At 63.1% G+C, this 19,202-nt stretch carries 11 protein-coding genes; 9 read left to right on the top strand and 2 right to left on the bottom strand.

From position 1 onward, the window contains the following. Nucleotides 1-182 precede the first annotated feature (182 nt). The gene (locus tag ACYQ3G_RS12735; RefSeq protein ID WP_028576046.1) at nucleotides 183-500 is read right to left on the bottom strand and encodes a hypothetical protein; all 318 of its coding nucleotides are present in this window, start codon (nucleotides 498-500) and stop codon (nucleotides 183-185) included. A gap of 224 nt (nucleotides 501-724) precedes the next feature. Here ACYQ3G_RS12735 and ACYQ3G_RS12730 point away from each other — a divergent pair, with 224 nt between their 5' ends. Genes ACYQ3G_RS12730 through ACYQ3G_RS12720 form a run of 3 tightly spaced genes read left to right on the top strand, consistent with a single transcriptional unit; the run spans nucleotide 725 to nucleotide 6,402 of the window. After that, a complete protein-coding gene (locus ACYQ3G_RS12730; protein WP_459826178.1) occupies nucleotides 725-1,603 on the top strand; it encodes an NAD(P)-dependent oxidoreductase in 879 nt (292 codons plus the stop codon). 57 nt (nucleotides 1,604-1,660) lie between these two features. Then, nucleotides 1,661-5,023: a hybrid sensor histidine kinase/response regulator gene (locus ACYQ3G_RS12725; RefSeq protein ID WP_459826177.1), complete on the top strand. Its 3,363-nt coding sequence runs from the start codon at nucleotides 1,661-1,663 to the stop codon at nucleotides 5,021-5,023. Continuing rightward, the gene (locus ACYQ3G_RS12720) at nucleotides 5,023-6,402 is read left to right on the top strand and encodes a sigma-54-dependent transcriptional regulator (RefSeq protein ID WP_459826176.1); all 1,380 of its coding nucleotides are present in this window, start codon (nucleotides 5,023-5,025) and stop codon (nucleotides 6,400-6,402) included. Before ACYQ3G_RS12725 ends, ACYQ3G_RS12720 begins: the two co-directional genes overlap by 1 nt. An 8-nt stretch (nucleotides 6,403-6,410) precedes the next feature. Here ACYQ3G_RS12720 and ACYQ3G_RS12715 read toward each other — a convergent pair whose 3' ends face one another. Further along, the gene (locus tag ACYQ3G_RS12715) at nucleotides 6,411-6,545 is read right to left on the bottom strand and encodes a hypothetical protein (RefSeq protein WP_459826175.1); all 135 of its coding nucleotides are present in this window, start codon (nucleotides 6,543-6,545) and stop codon (nucleotides 6,411-6,413) included. 875 nt (nucleotides 6,546-7,420) lie between these two features. Here ACYQ3G_RS12715 and nifJ point away from each other — a divergent pair. From nifJ to ACYQ3G_RS12685, 6 genes are all read left to right on the top strand, one after another. Further along, nucleotides 7,421-11,068 carry a pyruvate:ferredoxin (flavodoxin) oxidoreductase gene (gene nifJ, locus ACYQ3G_RS12710; RefSeq protein ID WP_459826174.1) on the top strand — a complete coding sequence of 1,216 codons (3,648 nt, stop codon included), beginning with the start codon at nucleotides 7,421-7,423 and terminating at the stop codon, nucleotides 11,066-11,068. 79 nt (nucleotides 11,069-11,147) lie between these two features. Continuing rightward, nucleotides 11,148-12,860: an L-lactate permease gene (locus tag ACYQ3G_RS12705; protein ID WP_459826173.1), complete on the top strand. Its 1,713-nt coding sequence runs from the start codon at nucleotides 11,148-11,150 to the stop codon at nucleotides 12,858-12,860. Between the two features lie 82 nt (nucleotides 12,861-12,942). Further along, complete coding sequence (locus ACYQ3G_RS12700) at nucleotides 12,943-14,331, top strand: FAD-binding oxidoreductase (protein WP_028576052.1); 1,389 nt, start codon at nucleotides 12,943-12,945, stop codon at nucleotides 14,329-14,331. Nucleotides 14,332-14,333: 2 nt separating this feature from the next. Then, a complete protein-coding gene (locus tag ACYQ3G_RS12695) occupies nucleotides 14,334-15,623 on the top strand; it encodes a (Fe-S)-binding protein (protein ID WP_459826172.1) in 1,290 nt (429 codons plus the stop codon). A 214-nt stretch (nucleotides 15,624-15,837) separates the two neighbouring features. Next, entirely contained in the window at nucleotides 15,838-17,940 is a 2,103-nt protein-coding gene (gene pta / locus ACYQ3G_RS12690; RefSeq protein WP_459826171.1) for a phosphate acetyltransferase, read from the top strand. Between the two features lie 10 nt (nucleotides 17,941-17,950). Next, the gene (locus tag ACYQ3G_RS12685) at nucleotides 17,951-19,156 is read left to right on the top strand and encodes an acetate kinase (protein ID WP_459826170.1); all 1,206 of its coding nucleotides are present in this window, start codon (nucleotides 17,951-17,953) and stop codon (nucleotides 19,154-19,156) included. Nucleotides 19,157-19,202: the final 46 nt, after the last annotated feature.

Genomic DNA, 19,202 nt, shown 5'->3' with positions numbered 1-19,202 from the left:
CATGGACGAGATGGACGAAGTGGACTCAGGCCCACGCGCTCTCGGGAAACCCCGTCCATATCGTCCATATCGTCCATACCGTCCATCACAGCCTCCTCCCCCCGTTTGACTTTGCCTTCCCCCGGGGCCAATAAAAAAGCCGCTCTTGCAAGCGGCTTTTTTCATCGGCGCGGAAAACGCGGTTATTTGCGGGCGCTTTTGTTGATGGTCTCCACGAGTTCCGCGGCTGCCTGGGACGATGCGCCCTGCTGGGTCTGCTCGTCGAGGGACTGGGCCTTGGGCCAGCGGCAGCGGTGGTAGGAGATGGTGGCCTTCTGGGAGAGCTGGTCGATTTTGGCCAGCATGACGCCCATGGCCTCCTGAGTGATGACGATGTGCCCGCATTCGGAGCACTTGGGCACGGGGACGTCTTCGAAACAGAAAAGATGATTACGGCACTCCATCTGATAGGAGATGTTTTCTTCAGCGACGGCGTCGCATCCGCATTTTTGGCAGATCATGGCAACCTCGTGTGGTCTGGTCTGGGACTGGTAGTCTGGTAATGAACCGGGACAATCGTTCCTTATAAGCATGTTTTCGAAGTTTGGCAATCACTTGTCTACGCGGCTGAAATCATGATTTTTTATGTTTCACGGGAAAACCGGTCCGGCAGGCGTCAGGTGGCTTCCTGCGGTCGGTGTTTCGTGCCGGTTGGCACTCATCTTGTATATGTTTTGGAGGTACTATGAGCAGAATCGGTTGGGTCGGGATAGGCGTCATGGGGCGGTCCATGTGCGGTCATCTGCTGGCCGCAGGCCACGAGGTCCGCGTTTTCACGCGCACGAAGGCGTCGGCCTCCGGCGTCCTCGAAGCCGGGGCCGTGTGGTGCGACCGGCCTGGGGACGTGGCCGAGGGTTCGGATTTCGTGTTCACCATCGTCGGCTACCCGTCCGACGTGCGCGCCGTGTACCTGGCCGAGGGCGGACTGGTTGACCGGGCCGCGCCCGGCTCCGTGCTGGTCGACATGACCACCTCGGAACCGGCCCTGGCCGTGGAGATCCACGGGGCCGCCGCGGCACGCGGTGTGCACGCCCTGGATGCGCCGGTGTCCGGCGGCGATCTCGGCGCCCGGAACGCCGCCCTGGCCATCATGGTCGGCGGCGGTCAGGAGCCCTTCGACAGGACCGTGCCTCTGTTCGAGAAGATGGGGAAGAACATCCGCCTCATGGGCGGGCCCGGTGCGGGGCAGCATACGAAGATGAGCAACCAGATCCTCATCGCCGGCACCATGATCGGCGTGGTCGAATCGCTCCTTTACGCCGTGCGCGCGGGCCTGGACGTGGACGCGGTCATTGACGTCATCGGCAGCGGGGCTGCCGGTTCCTGGTCCATCAACAACCTGGGCCGGCGCATCGCCAAGGATGATTTCGATCCGGGCTTCTACGTCAAGCATTTCGTCAAGGACATGGGCATCGCCTTGGCCGAGGCCAAGCGCATGCGCATCAGCCTGCCGGGCCTGGCGTTGGTGGAGCAGCTCTACGTGGCGGCCATGGCCCAGGGTCTGGAGAACATGGGCACCCAGGCCCTCTACATCGCTCTGAAGAACATGAACGCCGCCAAATAGGGCAGCGGGCCGCGGGGCCCCGCCCCGCGGCTGAAAACGGCATTTCGCGGAGAATTCGTGCGCATCCTCCTTTTCGCCCTTTGTCTGTTCTGCTTCATCCCCCACGCCTCGGCGCAGGAGGAGCAGAAGATCAACATCCTCTACCTCAACTCCTACCACAACGGGTACGAGTGGTCGGACAGCATCTTCGAGGGCGTGCGCGACACCTTCCGCAAGAGCGGGAAGAACATCTATCTCCAGATCGAGTACATGGACTCCAAACGGTTCTCCGGGGAGAAGATCAACGAGATCCTGCTCAACTACTACACCTTCAAGTTTCGGACGATGCATTTCGATCTCATCGTCACTTCCGACAACAACGCCTACGAATTCATGTCCCGGCACGGTGAAGAGCTGTTCCCCGGCGTGCCTATCGTCTTTTGCGGCATCAACGACGTCGAGGCCGGCGCGGTGCCCATGCGCGACCGCATGACCGGCGTGCTGGAAGAGTTCGACGTGCCGTCCAACATCGCCACGGCGCTCAAGTTCCATCCGGGCAAGAAGCGCCTGGTGGTCATCGGCGACCAGAGCCTCACGGGCGTGGCCATCGCCAACCAGGTGCGGGCGCAGCTGCATCTGCTGCCGCCAGAGATCGAGGTGGAGTTTCTGGACGAGTTCAGCCTGGAGGAACTGGTGTCCAAGGTGCGCTTCGCGGCCGCGGACAGCATCTTCTTCTTCATCCCCTTCTACAAGGACGTGGGCGAGGCCGTGTACTCGGCCCAAGACCTCCTGGAGATCGTCTGGGAACAGACCGGGGCGCCCCTCTACGGGGCGTGGGAGTTCCTGCTCGGGCACGGGCTGGTGGGCGGCAAGCTCATCAGCGGCTACGCCCACGGCCAGGCCGCGGCCAAGATGGGCCTGCGCATCCTGGACGGCGAGTCGCCGGCCCGCATCCCCATCACCGTCAGTCCCGACGAGCCGCCGAAGTTCGACTACCGGGTGCTCATGCGCCTCGGGATCAACCTGAAGCTCCTGCCCGAAGGCAGCGTGCTGATCAACGAGCCGTCGCCGTTCTATTCCATCAACCGGCACCAGTTCTGGACCATCATCGTCAGTCTCGTCATCCTGTCCATGGTCCTGGTGCTGCTGGTCATCAACATCCTCGAGCGCAAGCAGATCGAGGTGCGCATCAAGAACCAGCTGTCCTTCCTGCGCACCCTCATGGACACGCTGCCCGTGCCCATATGGTTCACGGACCGCAGCGGGAGCATCGCCGGTGTCAACCGGGCCTTCGAGAACTGGTTCGGAGTCGGCTGGCAGCAGGATCGCGCCTTCGCCTCGCATGGGCCGGTCCTGCCCGATTCCCGTTTCGCCCCCATGCTCGACGCGCGCATGGATTCCTTCGAGGGCCAGATCCAGCACGGCGACGGGACCTTGCGTTCGGCCGTGTTGCACAAGGCCGTCTACGCCGACGCCCAGGGCGACAACGCGGGCGTCGTCGGCGTGATCTACGACATCTCCGACCGCAAGAAGGCCGAGGACGACCTGCGCGCGGCCGAGGAGAAGTACCGCACCATCTTCGAGAACTCGGCCCTGGGCATCTTTCAGACCACCCCCGACGGCTCGTGGATCGTGGCCAACCCGGCCCTGGCGCGGATGCTCGGCTATGCGGGCCCCGAGGAACTCATGGCCGAGAACCCCAACATCGCGACCCTCTACTATCAGCAGAGCGACCGTGAGCGCGTGGTGGACCTCTACGAGCAGAACCGCGGCGGCATCGAGGCCGAAATCCTCTTCCGTCGGCGCGACGGGGCCGTCATCACGGCCAACCTCAACGCCCGGGCCGTGCGCGGCTGCGACGACGGCTTCTGCCATTTCGAAGGCTTCATTGAGGACATCACCGACCGCAAGGCCGCGGAGCTGGCCCTGGCCGCGTCCGAAGCCATGCTCCAGCTTGTCCTCGATACCATCCCCCAACTTGTGCACTGGAAGGACAAGCGGCTGCGCATCATCGGTGCCAATCGCAACTTTTTGGCTCACGTGGGCCAGGCGGAGCTGGCGTCCATCCTCGGCAAGACCTACGGCGAGGTCCTGACCGACGCCGTCGAGATCCAGCGCATCGCGGAGCTCGACCGGGAGGTCATCGAGGCCGACGAGCCGCATTTCCGCATGCGCATGGAGACCCGCAACGCCGTCGGCGAGGCCATGTGGCTGCTGGTCAACAAGGTCCCGCTGCACGGGCCGCGGGGCGAGGTGGTCGGCATCCTGAGCACGGCCGAGGACATCACCCAGACCATCAGCCTCGAAAAGCAGCTCCTGCAGTCCCAGAAGATGGAGGCCATCGGCACCCTGGCCGGAGGCATCGCCCACGATTTCAACAACATCCTGACCTCCATCATGAACTCGACCGAGCTGGCCATGGAGGACATCCTCGAGGGCAGCATCGCCTGGAAGGACCTGGAGCGCAGCCTCAAGGCGGCGGTGCGGGGCAGCGGCCTCATCAAGCAGATCCTGACTTTCAGCCGGCCGACCCAGGAGGGTTTCGTGCCCACGGACCTGCGCGAGGTGGTCAGCGAAGCCGTGGCCCTGATCCGCGTGTCCATGCCGCGCAACATCAGCGTGCTTTCCCGGGTCGAGGACGACCTGCCCCTGTGCCTGGCCGACCCGACCCAGGTCCACCAGATCGTCATGAACCTGGCCACCAACGCCTTCCAGGCCCTGGGCGCGAAGGGCGGCACCATCTCCATCAGCCTGGGCGGGCTGTCCCTGGAGCGCGACGATCCCCGCTGCGGCGGCCTGGCGCCCGGCCAGTACAGCCTGCTGCGCATCGAGGACGACGGGCCGGGCATTCCCGGGGACATCCAGGACAAGATTTACGACCCGTTCTTCACCACCAAGGGCAAGGGCGAGGGGACGGGGTTGGGGTTGGCCGTGGTGCACGGCATCGTGCGCAATCATGGCGGGGGAATCCGGCTCGACAGCGTCCCCGGGCGGACGCGCTTCGACATCCTGCTGCCGGGCATGAACGATTCCTGCCTCCTGCCGGGAACGTGCGACAGCGGCGTGGCCATGGGCAGCGAGCGCCTGGCCTTCATCGAGGACGACGAGGACCAGCTGCAGCTCATCCCGCGCGTGCTCGCGCAGCTCGGCTACACGGTGCACCCGTTCCATTGCGCGGCGGAGGCCATCGAGGCCGTCTGCGGCGGGCTCGGGCTCGATCTGGTCATCACGGATTTCGACATGCCTGGCATGAACGGCTTCGACGTGGCCGCGGCCCTGAAGGACTGCCGCCCCGAGCTGCCGGTCATCATGGTCTCGGGCCGCAAGCACGCGGCCGAGTTCGCGCCGCAGTCGGGCAACATCAGGCTGTTCGTGAGCAAACCCTATAACAAGGACATCCTCGGGCGGGCCATTCGGGATGTTCTGGACAAGGATGCATGATGGCGAGGATTCTGATCATCGACGACGACAGGCAGGTCTGCGAAACCCTCGAAAGCCTGGTCCACAGGTTGGGCCACGAGTGCCATGCGGCCCAGACACTGAAGGAGGGACTGGCGCAGTTGGGCAGCGGGGAATTCGACCTCGTCTTTCTCGACGTGCGCCTGCCCGACGGCAACGGGCTGGAGGCCCTGGGTCAGATCCGCAGCCAGGCAGCGCCGCCGGACGTCATCGTCCTGACCGGCCAGGGCGACCCCGAAGGCGCGGAGCTGGCCATCCAGGGGGGCGTCTGGGACTACCTGGTCAAGCCGTCGCCCATCAGACAGATCAAGGAGACCCTCAATCGGGCCCTGGCCCAGCGGCAGGACAGAAAGGACCTCGCCCTGGATCTCACGGACGTGGTGGGGCAGAGCAACGCCATGCGCCAGTGCTACGAACGCCTGGCCCAGGCCAGCGGCTCGGACTCGACGGTCCTGGTCACGGGCGAGACGGGCACGGGCAAGGAACTGCTGGCCCGGACCATCCACCGCAATTCGGGCCGGGCCGACCGCGCCTTCGTGGTCGTGGACTGTGCGGCCCTGACGGAATCCCTGCTGGAGAGCATCCTTTTCGGCCACACCAAGGGCGCCTTCACGGGTGCGGCCCGGGACCGCGTGGGCCTGGTCAAGCTCGCCGACGGCGGCACCCTGTTTCTGGACGAGATCGGCGAACTGCCCCTTTCGGCCCAGAAGACTTTTCTGCGCGTCCTGCAGGAGCGCCGTTTCAGGCCCGTGGGCGGGAACCAGGAACTGCAGAGCGACTTCCGCCTCATTTCGGCCACGAACCGGGACCTGTCGGCCATGGTCGCGGCGGGGGAGTTCCGGCAGGATCTCTTCTACCGCATCAACACTATCCACCTGACCCTGCCGCCTCTGCGCGAACGGGAGGAGGATATCCTGATCCTGGCGCGGCACCACATCGACAAGCTCTGCCGGCAGCGCAACATCCCGGTCAAGGAGATGGACCCGGAGTTCATGGCCATGCTCCGTCTCTACGATTGGCCCGGAAACGTCCGCGAACTCTTCAACACCATCGAACAGGCCTTCGTGCTGTCGGGCGCGGAGAAGACGGTCTACGTGCAGCACCTGCCGCAGGCGGTGCGTATCCGGGTGGCCAAATCCATGCTGGAGAGGAGTCGGGAAGATGCGGTGGAAGAGGCAGGAGACGGAGGGGACGAAGAGAATCTCCCTTCATTGAAGGACTTCAAGACCGCGATGGAAAGGGAGTACCTGCAGAGGCTCTTGCGGGCCCATGGGAGGGATATCCCCAAGATGCTCGGCGTATCGGGACTTTCCCGGTCTCACCTGTACGCCATGCTCAAAAAGCACGGCCTCGAGGCGTAGCTTGCGATCTATTCTTCGTCGACTTCCTTGCCCAGCCAGTATTCCTTCCAGGAATCGAGGATGTATTCCGTCTTGACCAGCACGCTGTCGCCGTCATTGATGCGCTGCTTCTGCATGGGGGTCAGCAGCTGCGACAGCTGCATCGTCTCGTTCTGAGAGAGGCCTCTGATAACGCCGCTTTTGGTTATGCTTTTTCCTTTCATCACAAACCTCCGTTTTGTGTCTGATAATGCATCAAATGCGATTGTGGCAAGATGCGCGCCGATTTTTTTAGCAAAATAATTGCCAATCAAGACGTATCGGCGCGTTTTGTTCGCCCTTGATTTCGTATCGTCCTGATTTTCAGTATGTTATGCGCTCGGTCTTTTTCAGACCGCCGCGGGGCGAGTTCATGTGCATGCACCGAGTGTGCATTTTTGAAACACCGCATGTGGCGTCTTGCGACGTTTGTGCACACCTGTGCGCAACGTCGGCCGGTCTGGCCGCGGAAATCCCCTTGCTGAAAAATGGTTGTTTAGTCAACCAAATTGTGCTACCCAGATCGGTCATGCGCAGTCCGGAAAATCAGACGCATTTTCGGCGATGCTCCGTCGATCGGTTCAGCGATCACGCCCGGTCAACCCCGTCAGCGGAATTCGGGTGGTCGGGAGGGCCGAAAAAGGGGCTGAGTACGCCGTCGGAGAATCCCGGCATTGGCATGTCCGGAAAACCGGACACGGGGGCCGTGAACGGCAAATCCGCCTTTAACCTTGCAATTACGCGCGTTAACCGGATTGAAGTTGTTTGTTTGCATTCCGCAAATATCGTGGTAGTTCTGCGGACAAACCCATGTTGTCTTTTTTTTCGGACAAACCGGAGGGAGGGGAGTGCTTGAGATGTCGATGATCTCGTAAATTATTTGTATTTCGGATGGTTAGATTGATTTTACCCGATGGCACAAAACTTGTTTCTACAGGTAGTGTCGCACGCTGTGGATGCGCACGCCTTGAAACACCAACCAGGCTTTAGGAGAAGATACATGGCAAAAAATATGAAAACCATGGATGGGAACACCGCCGTCACCCATATCGCCTATGCGATGAGTGACACGGCCGCCATTTACCCGATCACCCCCTCTTCGACCATGGGTGAGATCGCGGACGAGTGGGCCGCTCAGGGCCGTCTGAATATTTTCGACCAGAAGGTTCTGGTCCGTCAGCTGCAGTCCGAAGCCGGAGCAGCCGGTGCGGTGCACGGCTCCCTGGCCGGCGGCGCGCTGACCTCCACCTTCACGGCCTCCCAGGGCCTCTTGCTGATGATCCCGAACATGTACAAGATTTCCGGCGAGCTGCTCCCCGGCGTCTTCCATGTCAGCGCGCGCGCCATCGCGGCCCACGCCCTGTCCATCTTCGGCGACCACCAGGACGTCATGGCCTGCCGCCAGACCGGCTTCGCCATGCTGGCCTCCAGCTCCGTGCAGGAGTGCATGGACCTGTCCCTGGTCGCCCACCTGGCCTCCCTCGAATCGAGCATCCCCTTCCTGCACTTCTTCGACGGCTTCCGCACCTCCCACGAGATTCAGAAGATCGAGGTCATCGATTACGAAGACATCAAGAAGATCGTGAACTACGATGCCATCGCCGACTTCCGCGCCCGCGCCATGAGCCCGACCAACCCGACCATCCGCGGCACCGCCCAGAACCCCGACATCTACTATCAGGGCCGTGAAGCCGCCAACATCTATTACGACCAGGTGCCGTCCATCGTCGTCGAGCAGATGAAGAAGGTCGCCTCCATCACCGGCCGCCCCTACAAGCCCTTCGACTACGTCGGTCATCCGCAGGCCGAGCGCGTCATCGTGGCCATGGGCTCCGGCTGCGAAACCATTGAAGAAGTCGTTCGCCACCTGCTGGCCAAGGGCGAGAAGGTCGGCCTGGTCAAGGTCCGCCTGTACCGTCCCTTCGTGCCCGAGTTCTTCCTGCAGGTCCTGCCCGCCACCGCCTCGGTCATCACGGTCCTCGACCGCACCAAGGAACCCGGCGCCAAGGGCGATCCGCTCTTCAAGGACATCTGCACCGCCTACATGGAACGCGGCGAAATGCCCGAGATCGTCGCCGGCCGCTACGGCCTGGGCTCCAAGGAGTTCACCCCGGCCATGGTCAAGGCCGTCTATGACAACATGATGGTCTCCCAGCCCAAGCACCACTTCAACGTGGGCATCGAGGACGACGTCACCAACACCTCCCTCGACGTGCCGGCCTTCGCCGACACCACCCCTGCCGGCACCGTGCAGTGCAAGTTCTGGGGCCTGGGCTCCGACGGCACCGTCGGCGCCAACAAGGAAGCCATCAAGATCATCGGCGACAACACCGACATGTACGCCCAGGGCTATTTCGCCTACGACTCCAAGAAGTCCGGCGGCATCACCGTGTCCCACCTGCGCTTCGGCAAGGAGCCCATCCAGTCCACCTACCTGGTCAACGCGGCCGACTACATCGCCTGCCACAAGTCCAGCTACGTGCACACCTACGACGTCCTGGAAGGCATCAAGGACGGCGGCACCTTCGTGCTGAACTCCGCCTGGACCGCCGAGGACATGGAGAAGGAACTGCCCGCCTCCATGCGCCGCACCATCGCCAAGAAGGGTCTCAAGTTCTACAACATCGACGCCGTCAAGATCGCCACGGAAGTGGGCCTCGGCAACCGCATCAACATGGTCATGCAGACTGCCTTCTTCAAGCTGGCCAACGTCATGCCCTTCGAGGAGGCCGTTGCCCTGCTCAAGAAGGCCATCAAGAAGGCCTACGGCAAGAAGGGCGACAAGATCGTCAACATGAACATCGGCGCCGTGGATCAGGCCATCGAGAACCTGGTCGAGATCAAGGTTCCCGCCTCCTGGGCCGACGCCGTCTGCGACTGCAAGGGCGAGAAGGACGAGCCCGATTTCGTCAAGAACGTCATGCGTCCCATCCTGGCCCAGAAGGGCGACAGCCTGCCCGTGTCGGCCTTCGAGCCCGACGGACTGTTCCCCGTGGCCACCTCCCAGTTCGAGAAGCGCGGTGTGGCCATCAATGTGCCCGAGTGGATCGCGGGCAACTGCATCCAGTGCAACCAGTGCTCCTTCGTCTGCCCGCACGCCGCCATTCTGCCCGTGCTGCTGACCGAGGAGGAGATGGCCGAGGCCCCCGAGACCTTCGAGACCATCGACGCCCTGGGCAAGGAACTGAAGGGCATGAAGTTCCGCATCCAGGTCAACACTCTGGACTGCATGGGCTGCGGCAACTGCGCCGACATCTGCCCGGCCAAGAACACCGCCCTGGTCATGAAGCCCCTTGAGACCCAGACCCCGAAGGAAGTGCCCAACTACGACTTCTCGGTCACCGTGCCCTTCAAGGACAACCTCATGCGCCGCGACACGGTCAAGGGCAGCCAGCTGCAGAAGCCGCTGATGGAATTCTCCGGCGCCTGCTCGGGCTGCGGCGAGACCCCCTACGTCAAGGTGCTGACCCAGCTCTTCGGCGAGCGCATGATCATCGCCAACGCCACGGGCTGCTCCTCCATCTGGGGCGCCTCCGCGCCGACCACCCCCTACACGGTCAACGCCGAAGGGCATGGCCCGGCCTGGGGCAACTCCCTGTTCGAGGACGCCGCGGAGTTCGGCTACGGCATCCAGATGGCCTACGCCCAGCGTCAGGCCAAGCTGGTGGACCTGATCGAGAAGGCCCTGCAGGGCGAACTGCCCGAAGACCTGGCCGAAGCCTTCAAGGGTTGGCTCGAGAACCGCGCCAACGCCGAAAAGTCCAAGGAATACGGCGACACCATTCGTGACATCCTGGCCTTCACGCATCGCAACGACCTCCTCGAGGAGATCTTCGCGAACGAGGAACTCTTCACCAAGAAGTCCTTCTGGATCTTCGGCGGCGACGGGTGGGCCTACGATATCGGCTATGGCGGGCTGGACCATGTTCTGGCCTCTGGCGAAGACATCAACGTTCTGGTGATGGATACTGAAGTGTACTCCAACACTGGCGGGCAGTCCTCCAAGGCGACCCCGCTCGGCTCCATCGCCAAGTTCGCTGCCGCAGGAAAGCGGACAGGGAAGAAGGATCTCGGACGCATGGCCATGAGCTACGGCTATGTCTACGTGGCCACGGTCTCCATGGGCTACGACAAGCAGCAGCTCCTGAAGGCCTTCCGCGAGGCGGAGGCCTATCCCGGACCGTCCCTGATCATTGCCTACGCGCCGTGCATCAACCAGGGGCTCCGCAAGGGCATGGGCAAGACCCAGCTCGAGTCGAAGCTGGCCGTGCAGTCCGGTTACTGGCCGCTGTACCGCTTCAACCCCCTGGTGGCCGACGAGGGCAAGAACCCCTTCACCCTGGATTCCAAGGCTCCGGACGGATCCATCCAGGAGTTCCTGGCCAGCGAAAACCGCTACGCCCTGCTCGAAAAGATCGCGCCCGAAGACTCCAAGCGTCTGCGCAGCCAGATCGAGCAGGACTACATGCACCGTTTTGCGATGTACGAGTACCTCTCCAAGCAGGAGTTCGCTCCGGTTCAGGCCGCTTCCGAGCCTGTGGCCGCAGCCGCCCCTGCCGGTGAGGGCTGTACGCTTTCGGCAACCGCCGAGCACTCCGGGGCCAACAAGCCCGCAGAGCCCTGCGATGACGGCCGCGCCGGAAAATAGGTAAAGGCTCGCCGCCTGTCCGCGGGGTGGGGTACCCGCGGACGGGCGGCCAATTCATCAGTTTTATTTGGAGGGAGATATGTCAATTCCTGTCTTGGCAATGGTGGCACTGTTGCCCATTCTGGTGGCTCTTGTTCTGATGGTCGGCATGAACTGGCCTTCGACCAAGGCCATGCCTCTGGCGTTCCTGACCTGCGTACTCGGCGCCGTCGGAGCTTGGAATCTGCCTGCTGGCTACATCGCCGCCCTGTCCATCCAGGGCGTGATCACCGCCATCGGCGTGTTGATCATCGTCTTCGGTGCCATCATCATCCTGTACACCCTGAAGTACTCAGGGGGCATGGAAACCATCCAGTACGGGATGCAGAACATCAGCCGTGACAAACGCATCCAGGCCATCATCATCGGCTACATGTTCGCGGCCTTCATCGAAGGCGCCGCCGGTTTCGGCACGCCTGCCGCCCTGGCCGCCCCGCTGCTGCTGTCCCTGGGCTTCCCGCCCCTGGCCGCCGCGGTCATCTGCCTGGTCTTCAACTCCTTCTGCGTGTCCTTCGGCGCGGTCGGTACCCCCATCCTGTTCGGCCTGAAGTTCCTTGAGCCCCTGGTCAAGGCCGCTGCCGAATCCGGCATCGCGGGCCTCAACTTCGCCGACTACGGCACCTTCGCCAAGGCCATCGGCCAGTGGGTCACCCTGATGCACGGCCCCATGGCCATCATCCTGCCCATCTTCATGCTCGGCTTCCTGACCCGCTTCTTCGGCCAGAAGAAGTCCTGGTCCGAAGGCTTCGCCGCCTGGCAGTTCTGCGTTTTCGCCGCCGTGGCTTTCCTGGTTCCCTACCTGGGCTTCGCCTGGCTGGTCGGTCCGGAATTCCCGTCTCTGATCGGTGGTCTCGTTGGCCTCGGCATCATCGTGGCCGGTGCCAAGGCCGGTTTCTGCGTGCCCAAGGAAACCTGGGACTTCGGCCCCCAGTCCACGTGGGACGCTGCCTGGACCGGTACCATTGCCACCAGCACCAACACGGTCTTCAAGGAGCACATGAGCCAGTTCAAGGCTTGGTTGCCCTACATCCTGATCGGCGCCATCCTGGTCGTGACCCGCATTCCCTCCCTGGGCCTCAAGGCCGTGCTGGCCGCCCAGAAGATTCCCTTCAACGACATTCTCGGCTACAAGGGCGTGTCCGCCTCCATCGATTACCTGTACCTGCCCGGCACCATCCCCTTCATGCTGGTCGCCATCCTGACCATCGCCATCCACGGCATGAAGGGTGACGCCGTGAAGCAGGCCTGGACCGAATCCATCGCCAAGATGAAGGCCCCGACCATCGCGCTCTTCGCCGCCGTGGCCCTGGTCTCCATCTTCCGCGGTTCCGGCGTGGCCGACCCGCTGCTGAACCCCAACAACTACCCGTCCATGCCCCTGGCCATGGCCAAGACCGTCGCCGCCATCGCCGGCAACGCCTGGCCCATGCTGGCTTCCTACGTGGGCGGCCTCGGTGCCTTCATCACCGGTTCCAACACGGTCTCCGACCTTCTGTTCGCCGAATTCCAGTGGGGCGTCGCCCAGCAGCTGGAACTGCCGCGCCAGATCATCGTGGCCGCTCAGGTCGCCGGCGGCGCCATGGGCAACATGGTTTGCATCCACAACATCGTGGCGGTCTGCGCCGTCACCGGCCTGATCGGCCGCGAAGGCATGATCCTGAAGCGCACCTTCTGGCCCTTCGTGCTCTACGGCATCGTCGTGGGCATCGTCGCCTCCCTGATGTGCTTCGTCTTCCTGCCTCACCTGTTCTAGTTGTCAATGCGGTCCCGGGAGTTGCGCAAGGCTTCCGGGACCGCTTCATCCATATCAGCGAGCCTCACGCAAGGAGAGAATAATGATTTCAGCGAGTCTGCTCACCGAGTTCCAGAATCTGCTGGGCAAAGACAATGTCCTCGTAAGCGAGTCCGACCGCCACGCCTATTCCTACGATGCCGCCGTCCTCGACGCGGTCGTCCCGGAACTGGTGCTGCGTCCGACCAACAGTGAACAGCTGGGCAAGACCGTGGCTCTGTGCAACGAGAACAAGTTGCCCATGACTGTGCGCGGCGCCGGCACCAACCTGAGCGGCGGGACCATTCCGACCAAGGAGCACGGCGTCGTCATCCTGACCAACGGCCTGAACAAGATCCTCGAGATCAACGAGCAGGACCTCTACGCCGTGGTTCAGCCCGGCGTGGTCACCGCCAAGTTCGCGGCCGAAGTCGCGCGTCGCGGCCTCTTTTATCCGCCGGACCCGGGCTCCCAGGCCGTTTCCACCCTGGGCGGCAACGTCAGCGAGAACGCCGGCGGTCTGCGCGGCCTGAAGTACGGCGTGACCAAGGACTACGTCATGGGCGTGAATTTCTGGAACGCCGAGGGCGAGTACGTCAAATCCGGCGGCAAGACTGTCAAGTGCGTCACTGGCCTCAACATCGCCCAGCTCATGGTCGGTTCCGAAGGCACCCTCGGCGTGTTCGACGAGATCATCCTCAAGCTCGTCCCGCCGCCAGTGGCCTCCAAGGCCATGCTGGCCGAGTTCGACGACATCAACAAGGCCTCCGAGACCGTGGCCGCCATCATCGCCAACAAGATCGTGCCCTGCACCCTTGAGCTCCTGGACAACGCGACCATCAACTATGTCGAGGATTTCACCAAGGCCGGCCTGCCCTGTGACGCCGCGGCCATCCTGTTGATCGAGGTCGACGGCGGGCACATCGCCCTGGTCGAGGACGACGCCGAGAAGGTTGTCGAAATCTGCAAGAAGCACGGCGCCCGCCGCGTGCAGATGGCCAAGGACGCCGCCGAGAAGAACAAGCTGTGGGAAGCCCGCCGCAACGCGCTGCCGGCCCTGGCCCGCGCCCGCCCGACCACCGTTCTCGAAGACGCCACCGTGCCGCGCAGCCAGATTCCGGCCATGATCAAGGCCATCAACGACATCGCCGCCAAATACAAGCTGCAGATCGGCACCTTCGGCCACGCCGGCGACGGCAACCTGCACCCGACCATCCTGACGGACAAGCGCGACAAGGAAGAGTTCCACCGCGTGGAGCAGGCCGTCGACGAGATTTTCGACGTGGCCCTGTCCCTGGGTGGCACCCTGTCCGGCGAACACGGCATCGGCACGGCCAAGTCCAAGTGGCTGGAGAAGGAAACCTCCAAGGCGACCATCATCTACTCGCGCAGACTGAAGAAGGCGGTTGACCCCAACTACCTGCTCAATCCCGGCAAGATCATCGGAGGCTAGTCATGCACGAAGATCTCCATCAGCTAGCCAAGATGCTGCACGAGCTCGACGACCAGATGGTCGCGTGCATGAAGTGCGGCATGTGTCAGGCGGTCTGCCCGGTATTCTCCGAAACCATGAAGGAGGGCGACGTCGCCCGCGGCAAGATCGCGCTTCTGGAAAACCTGTCCCACGAGATGATCGCGGACGCCGAGGGCGTGCAGGAAAAGCTCAACAAGTGCCTGCTCTGCGGCTCCTGCGCGGCCAACTGCCCCAGCGGCGTGAAGGTGCTCGACATCTTCTTCAAGGCCCGCGTCATCGTGAACACGTACATGGGCCTTTCGGCCACCAAGAAGGCCATCTTCAAGGGCCTGCTGACCAAGCCCGCACTCTTCAACTCCGTGCTGGACGTGGCCTCCAAGTTCCAGGGCGCGTTCACCAAGACGGCCAACGAGGTCATCGGCTCGTCCTGCTCGCGCATCAACGCGCCGGTCATCGGCGAGCGGCACTTCATGCCCCTGGCCAAGAAGCCCCTGCGCAAGCTGGAACCGGCCCTGAACACCCGGCCCGGCAAGGGCGGATACCGCGTGGCCTTCTTCCCCGGCTGCGTCATCGACAAGATCTACCCGCAGGTCGGCCAGGCCGTCCTGAAGGCCCTGCGTCATCACGAACTGGGCATCTACATGCCCGCGGGCCAGGCCTGCTGCGGCATCCCGGCCCTGGCTTCGGGCGACAAGGAGTCCTTCGACAAGCTCGTGAAATGCAATCTCGAGATCTTCGAAAAGGAGAACTTCGACTACCTGCTCACGGCCTGCGCCACCTGCACGGCCACCATCCACGAGCTGTGGCCCATGATGTCCGGCGACAAGACCGAGAGCATGCAGGAGCGCATCGCGGCCCTGGCGGCCAAGACCATGGATGTGAACCAGTTCATGGTTGACGTGCTCAAGGTCGCCGCGCCGGTGCAGGGACACGGGACCAAGGTCACGTACCACGACCCGTGCCACCTCAAGAAGTCCATGAAGGTCTTCGAGCAGCCCCGTGCGCTCCTTAAGAGCAACCCCAAGGTGGAGTTCGTGGAGATGTCCGAGGCAGACCGCTGCTGCGGCTGCGGCGGCAGCTTCAACCTGCAGCACTACGGGCTGTCCAAGGACATCGGCAAGATCAAGCGCGACAACATCGTCGCGTCCGGCGCCCAGGTCGTGGCCACGGGCTGCCCGGCGTGCATGATGCAGATCTCCGACATGCTGTCCCAGCATGGAGACAAGATCGCAGTCAAACACGTTATGGAAATCTACGCGGAAACGCTGTAAACAGATGGCGTCGACGTCGGTCCTGTGCCGGCGTCGGCGCCTTTCCGTCAGTGATATTTCAACATGCCGAAATCATGAAAAATATACCTGACGGAAGTTTTCTCTTTTTTTCGAAATTTTACAGCTTGTGTAACCAACCAATTTGATTTACCGACCGTGAAACATCACGGGACGGGACACGTCGGAAACCGGACCGGCATTCAAGGGAAGGAATATGGCCAGAAATCTATACATCACGGCGACGGAATCTCGCAGCGGAAAATCAGCCATTGTCCTCGGCGTCATGCAGATGCTCCTGCGTGACATCCGCCGGGTCGGCTTCTTCAGACCCATCATCAACGACGTGCCGGACCGCAAGGATCACGACATCGACCTGGTCCTGTCCCAGTTCTACCTGGGCCTGCAGTATCATGAGACCTACGCCCTGACCATGCGTCAGGCCAAGGAGCTGGTCAACGCAGGGCAGCACTCCATCCTGATCGAAAAGATCATCAACAAGTACAAGGAGCTGGAGAGCAAGTGCGACTTCGTCCTGCTTGAGGGCACGGACTTCGAGGGCACAAGCCCCGCCTTCGAGTTCGACATCAACGCCGACATCGCCGCCAACCTCGGCAGCCCGCTTCTGGTCGTGTCCAACGCCTGCCAGAAGACCGAGCACGAGATCATCAGCGCCACCAAGCTGGCCGTTGAGTCCTTCGCCGACAAGGCCGTGGACATCCTGGGCGTCATCGTCAACCGCACGGACGTGCCCGACCGCGACGCGCTGCGCATCGCCCTGAAGAAGACCCTGAACAAGTCCGAGACGCTCTTGTACATCATCCCCGAGGTGGCCATCCTCGGCAAGCCCACCGTGGCCGACGTCATGAAGTGGGTCGGGGCCGAAGTCCTCTACGGCCGCGAGAACCTGGGCGCGCAGGTCGACGACATCGTCGTGGCCGCCATGCAGATCGAGAATTTCCTGAACTACATCGAGCGCGGCAGCCTCGTGGTCACCCCTGGCGACCGCTCGGACATCGTCGTCAGCAGCCTGGCCTCCCGGCAGTCGTCGTCCTACCCTGACATCGCCGGCATCCTGCTGACGGGCGGCATCCGCCCCGGCAAGGCCGTGGACCGGCTCATCGAGGGCTGGACCGGCGTGCCCGTGCCCGTGCTGCTCGGCAAGGAAGCCACCTTCCAGACGGCTCGGCGCCTCTACAACATGTACGGCAAGATCGAGCCCGGCGACCAGAAGAAGATCGCCTCGGCCCTGGGCGTGTTCGAGGAGAACGTGGCCACGGACGAACTGCGCCAGCGCCTCGACACCCGCAAATCGACCAAGGTCACGCCGCAGATGTTCGAGTACGGCCTCATTGAGAAGGCCAAGAAGCACAAGCAGCACATTGTCCTGCCCGAGGGCGGCGACGAACGCATCCTGCGCGCGGCCGACATTCTGCTGCGCCGCGGCGTGGTGGACCTGACCATCCTTGGCGACCCCAAGGCCATCTCCTCCATGACCTCCCAGCTGGGCCTCAACCTGAGCGGCGTGAACATCATCGATCCCGTGATGTCGCCGGACTACAACGACTACGTGGGCACCTTCATGGAACTGCGCAAGAAGAAGGGCGTGTCCAAGGAAGTGGCCTGCGACTGCATGGTCGACCCAACCTATTACGGCACCATGATGGTCTTCAAGGGCCAGGCCGACGGCATGGTCTCCGGCGCCATCAACACTACGGCCCACACCATCCGCCCGGCCTTCCAGATCATCAAGACCAAGCCCGGCGCGTCCATCGTGTCGAGCGTGTTCCTGATGTGCCTCAAGGACCGTGTCCTGGTCTTCGGCGACTGCGCCGTGAACCCGAACCCGACGGCGCAGCAGCTGGCCGAGATCGCCATCAGCTCGGCCGAAACGGCCCGCATCTTCGGCGTGGACCCGCGCGTGGCCATGCTGTCCTACTCGACCGGTGATTCCGGCGCGGGCGGCGACGTGGACGTGGTCATCGAGGCCACCCGCATCGCCCGCGAAATCGCCCCGAACCTGATGCTCGAAGGACCGCTGCAGTACGATGCGGCCATCGACCCCGAGGTCGGCGCCAAGAAGCTTCCCGGGAGCCAGGTGGCCGGACGGGCCACGGTCTTCATCTTCCCGGACCTGAACACCGGCAACAACACGTACAAGGCGGTCCAGCGCGCCGCCAACGCCGTGGCCATCGGCCCGGTCCTGCAGGGCCTCAACAAGCCCGTCAACGACCTGAGCCGCGGCTGCACCGTTCCCGACATCGTCAATACCGTGGCCATCACGGCCATCCAGGCCCAGGCCGAAAAAGGCTTAATATAACGAGGATACCATGAAGATTTTTGTCATCAACTCCGGGAGTTCCTCCCTCAAATACCAGCTTCTCGACATGGAAAACGGTTCCGTCATGGCCACGGGCCTGGTGGAGCGCATCGGCGAAACCGTGGGCAAGCTCAGCCAGAAGAACTGGCCCGGCGAGTCCCGGCAGGCCGAAGTGGAGCGGGAGATGCCGTTCCCTGACCACCGCGCGGCCATGCACACCGTGGTCGACCTGGTCACGGGCACGGACACGGGCGTCATCGCCTCGGCCGCCGAGATCGACGCCATCGGCCACCGCGTGGTCCAGGGCGGCGAGACGCTGTTCAAGAGCACCCTCATCGACGACGACGTCGTGGCCAAGATCCGTGACAACTGCCACCTCTCGCCCCTGCACAACCCGGCCAACCTGGTCGGCATCGAGGTGGCCCGCGAACTCTTCTCTGGCGTGCCGCAGGTGGCCGTGTTCGACACGGAATTTCACCAGACCATGCCCGCCGAAGCCTTCATGTACCCGATCCCGTATGAGCTGTACGAGGAACTGCGCATCCGCCGCTACGGTTTCCACGGCACCTCGCACCGCTACGTGGCCCAGCAGGCCGCGGCCATGCTCGGCAAGGCCGCGGACGAGGTCAATCTGGTGACCCTGCACCTGGGCAACGGCTGCAGCATGGCCGCCGTGCGCAAGGGCAAGTGCATCGACACGTCCATGGGCCTGACCCCCCTGGCCGGCGTGATGATGGGCACCCGCAGCGGCGACATCGACCCGGCCATCATCCCCTTCCTGATGAAGGAGAAGGGCCTGGACATGGGCCAGATCGACGACATCCTGAACAAGAAGAGCGGCCTCAAGGGCATCTGCGGCATGAACGACATGCGCGACATCCACGCCGCCGCCCATGACGGCGACACGAAGGCCGCCCTGGCCGTGGACATGTTCGTCTACAGCATCAAGAAGTACATCGGCGCCTACTACGCCGTGACCGGCCCCCTCGACGCCCTGGTCTTCACCGCCGGCATCGGCGAGAACGACGACGAGGTGCGTGCACGCGTGTGCGCCGGCCTCGAACACCTCGGCATCAGCATCGACCCCCAGCGCAACGCCGGACGCAAGAAGACCGCCATCGCGGTCCAGGCCGACGGCAGCAAGGTCGCCATCCTCGTCATCCCCACCAACGAGGAACTGGCCATCGCCAAGGCGACCCTGAGCGTTTTGAAATAGGATCAGAGCCTCCCCCTCCTTGCGCCCCCTCGGGAATTCACTTTCC

The organism is Desulfomicrobium salsuginis (genome assembly GCF_054657795.1).
This window is presented reverse-complemented; position numbering and strand designations above follow the sequence as displayed.

Bases quoted from the DNA above. Each gene is read 5' to 3' on its own strand.
- nifJ (WP_459826174.1), top strand. From the start codon at position 7,421: ATGGCAAAAAATATGAAAACCATGGATGGGAACACCGCCGTCACCCAT.
- ACYQ3G_RS12700 (WP_028576052.1), top strand. From the start codon at position 12,943: ATGATTTCAGCGAGTCTGCTCACCGAGTTCCAGAATCTGCTGGGCAAA.
- ACYQ3G_RS12735 (WP_028576046.1), bottom strand. From the start codon at position 500: ATGATCTGCCAAAAATGCGGATGCGACGCCGTCGCTGAAGAAAACATC.
- ACYQ3G_RS12705 (WP_459826173.1), top strand. From the start codon at position 11,148: ATGTCAATTCCTGTCTTGGCAATGGTGGCACTGTTGCCCATTCTGGTG.
- ACYQ3G_RS12695 (WP_459826172.1), top strand. From the start codon at position 14,334: ATGCACGAAGATCTCCATCAGCTAGCCAAGATGCTGCACGAGCTCGAC.
- ACYQ3G_RS12730 (WP_459826178.1), top strand. From the start codon at position 725: ATGAGCAGAATCGGTTGGGTCGGGATAGGCGTCATGGGGCGGTCCATG.
- ACYQ3G_RS12685 (WP_459826170.1), top strand. From the start codon at position 17,951: ATGAAGATTTTTGTCATCAACTCCGGGAGTTCCTCCCTCAAATACCAG.
- ACYQ3G_RS12715 (WP_459826175.1), bottom strand. From the start codon at position 6,545: ATGCAGCTGTCGCAGCTGCTGACCCCCATGCAGAAGCAGCGCATCAAT.
- pta (WP_459826171.1), top strand. From the start codon at position 15,838: ATGGCCAGAAATCTATACATCACGGCGACGGAATCTCGCAGCGGAAAA.
- ACYQ3G_RS12720 (WP_459826176.1), top strand. From the start codon at position 5,023: ATGGCGAGGATTCTGATCATCGACGACGACAGGCAGGTCTGCGAAACC.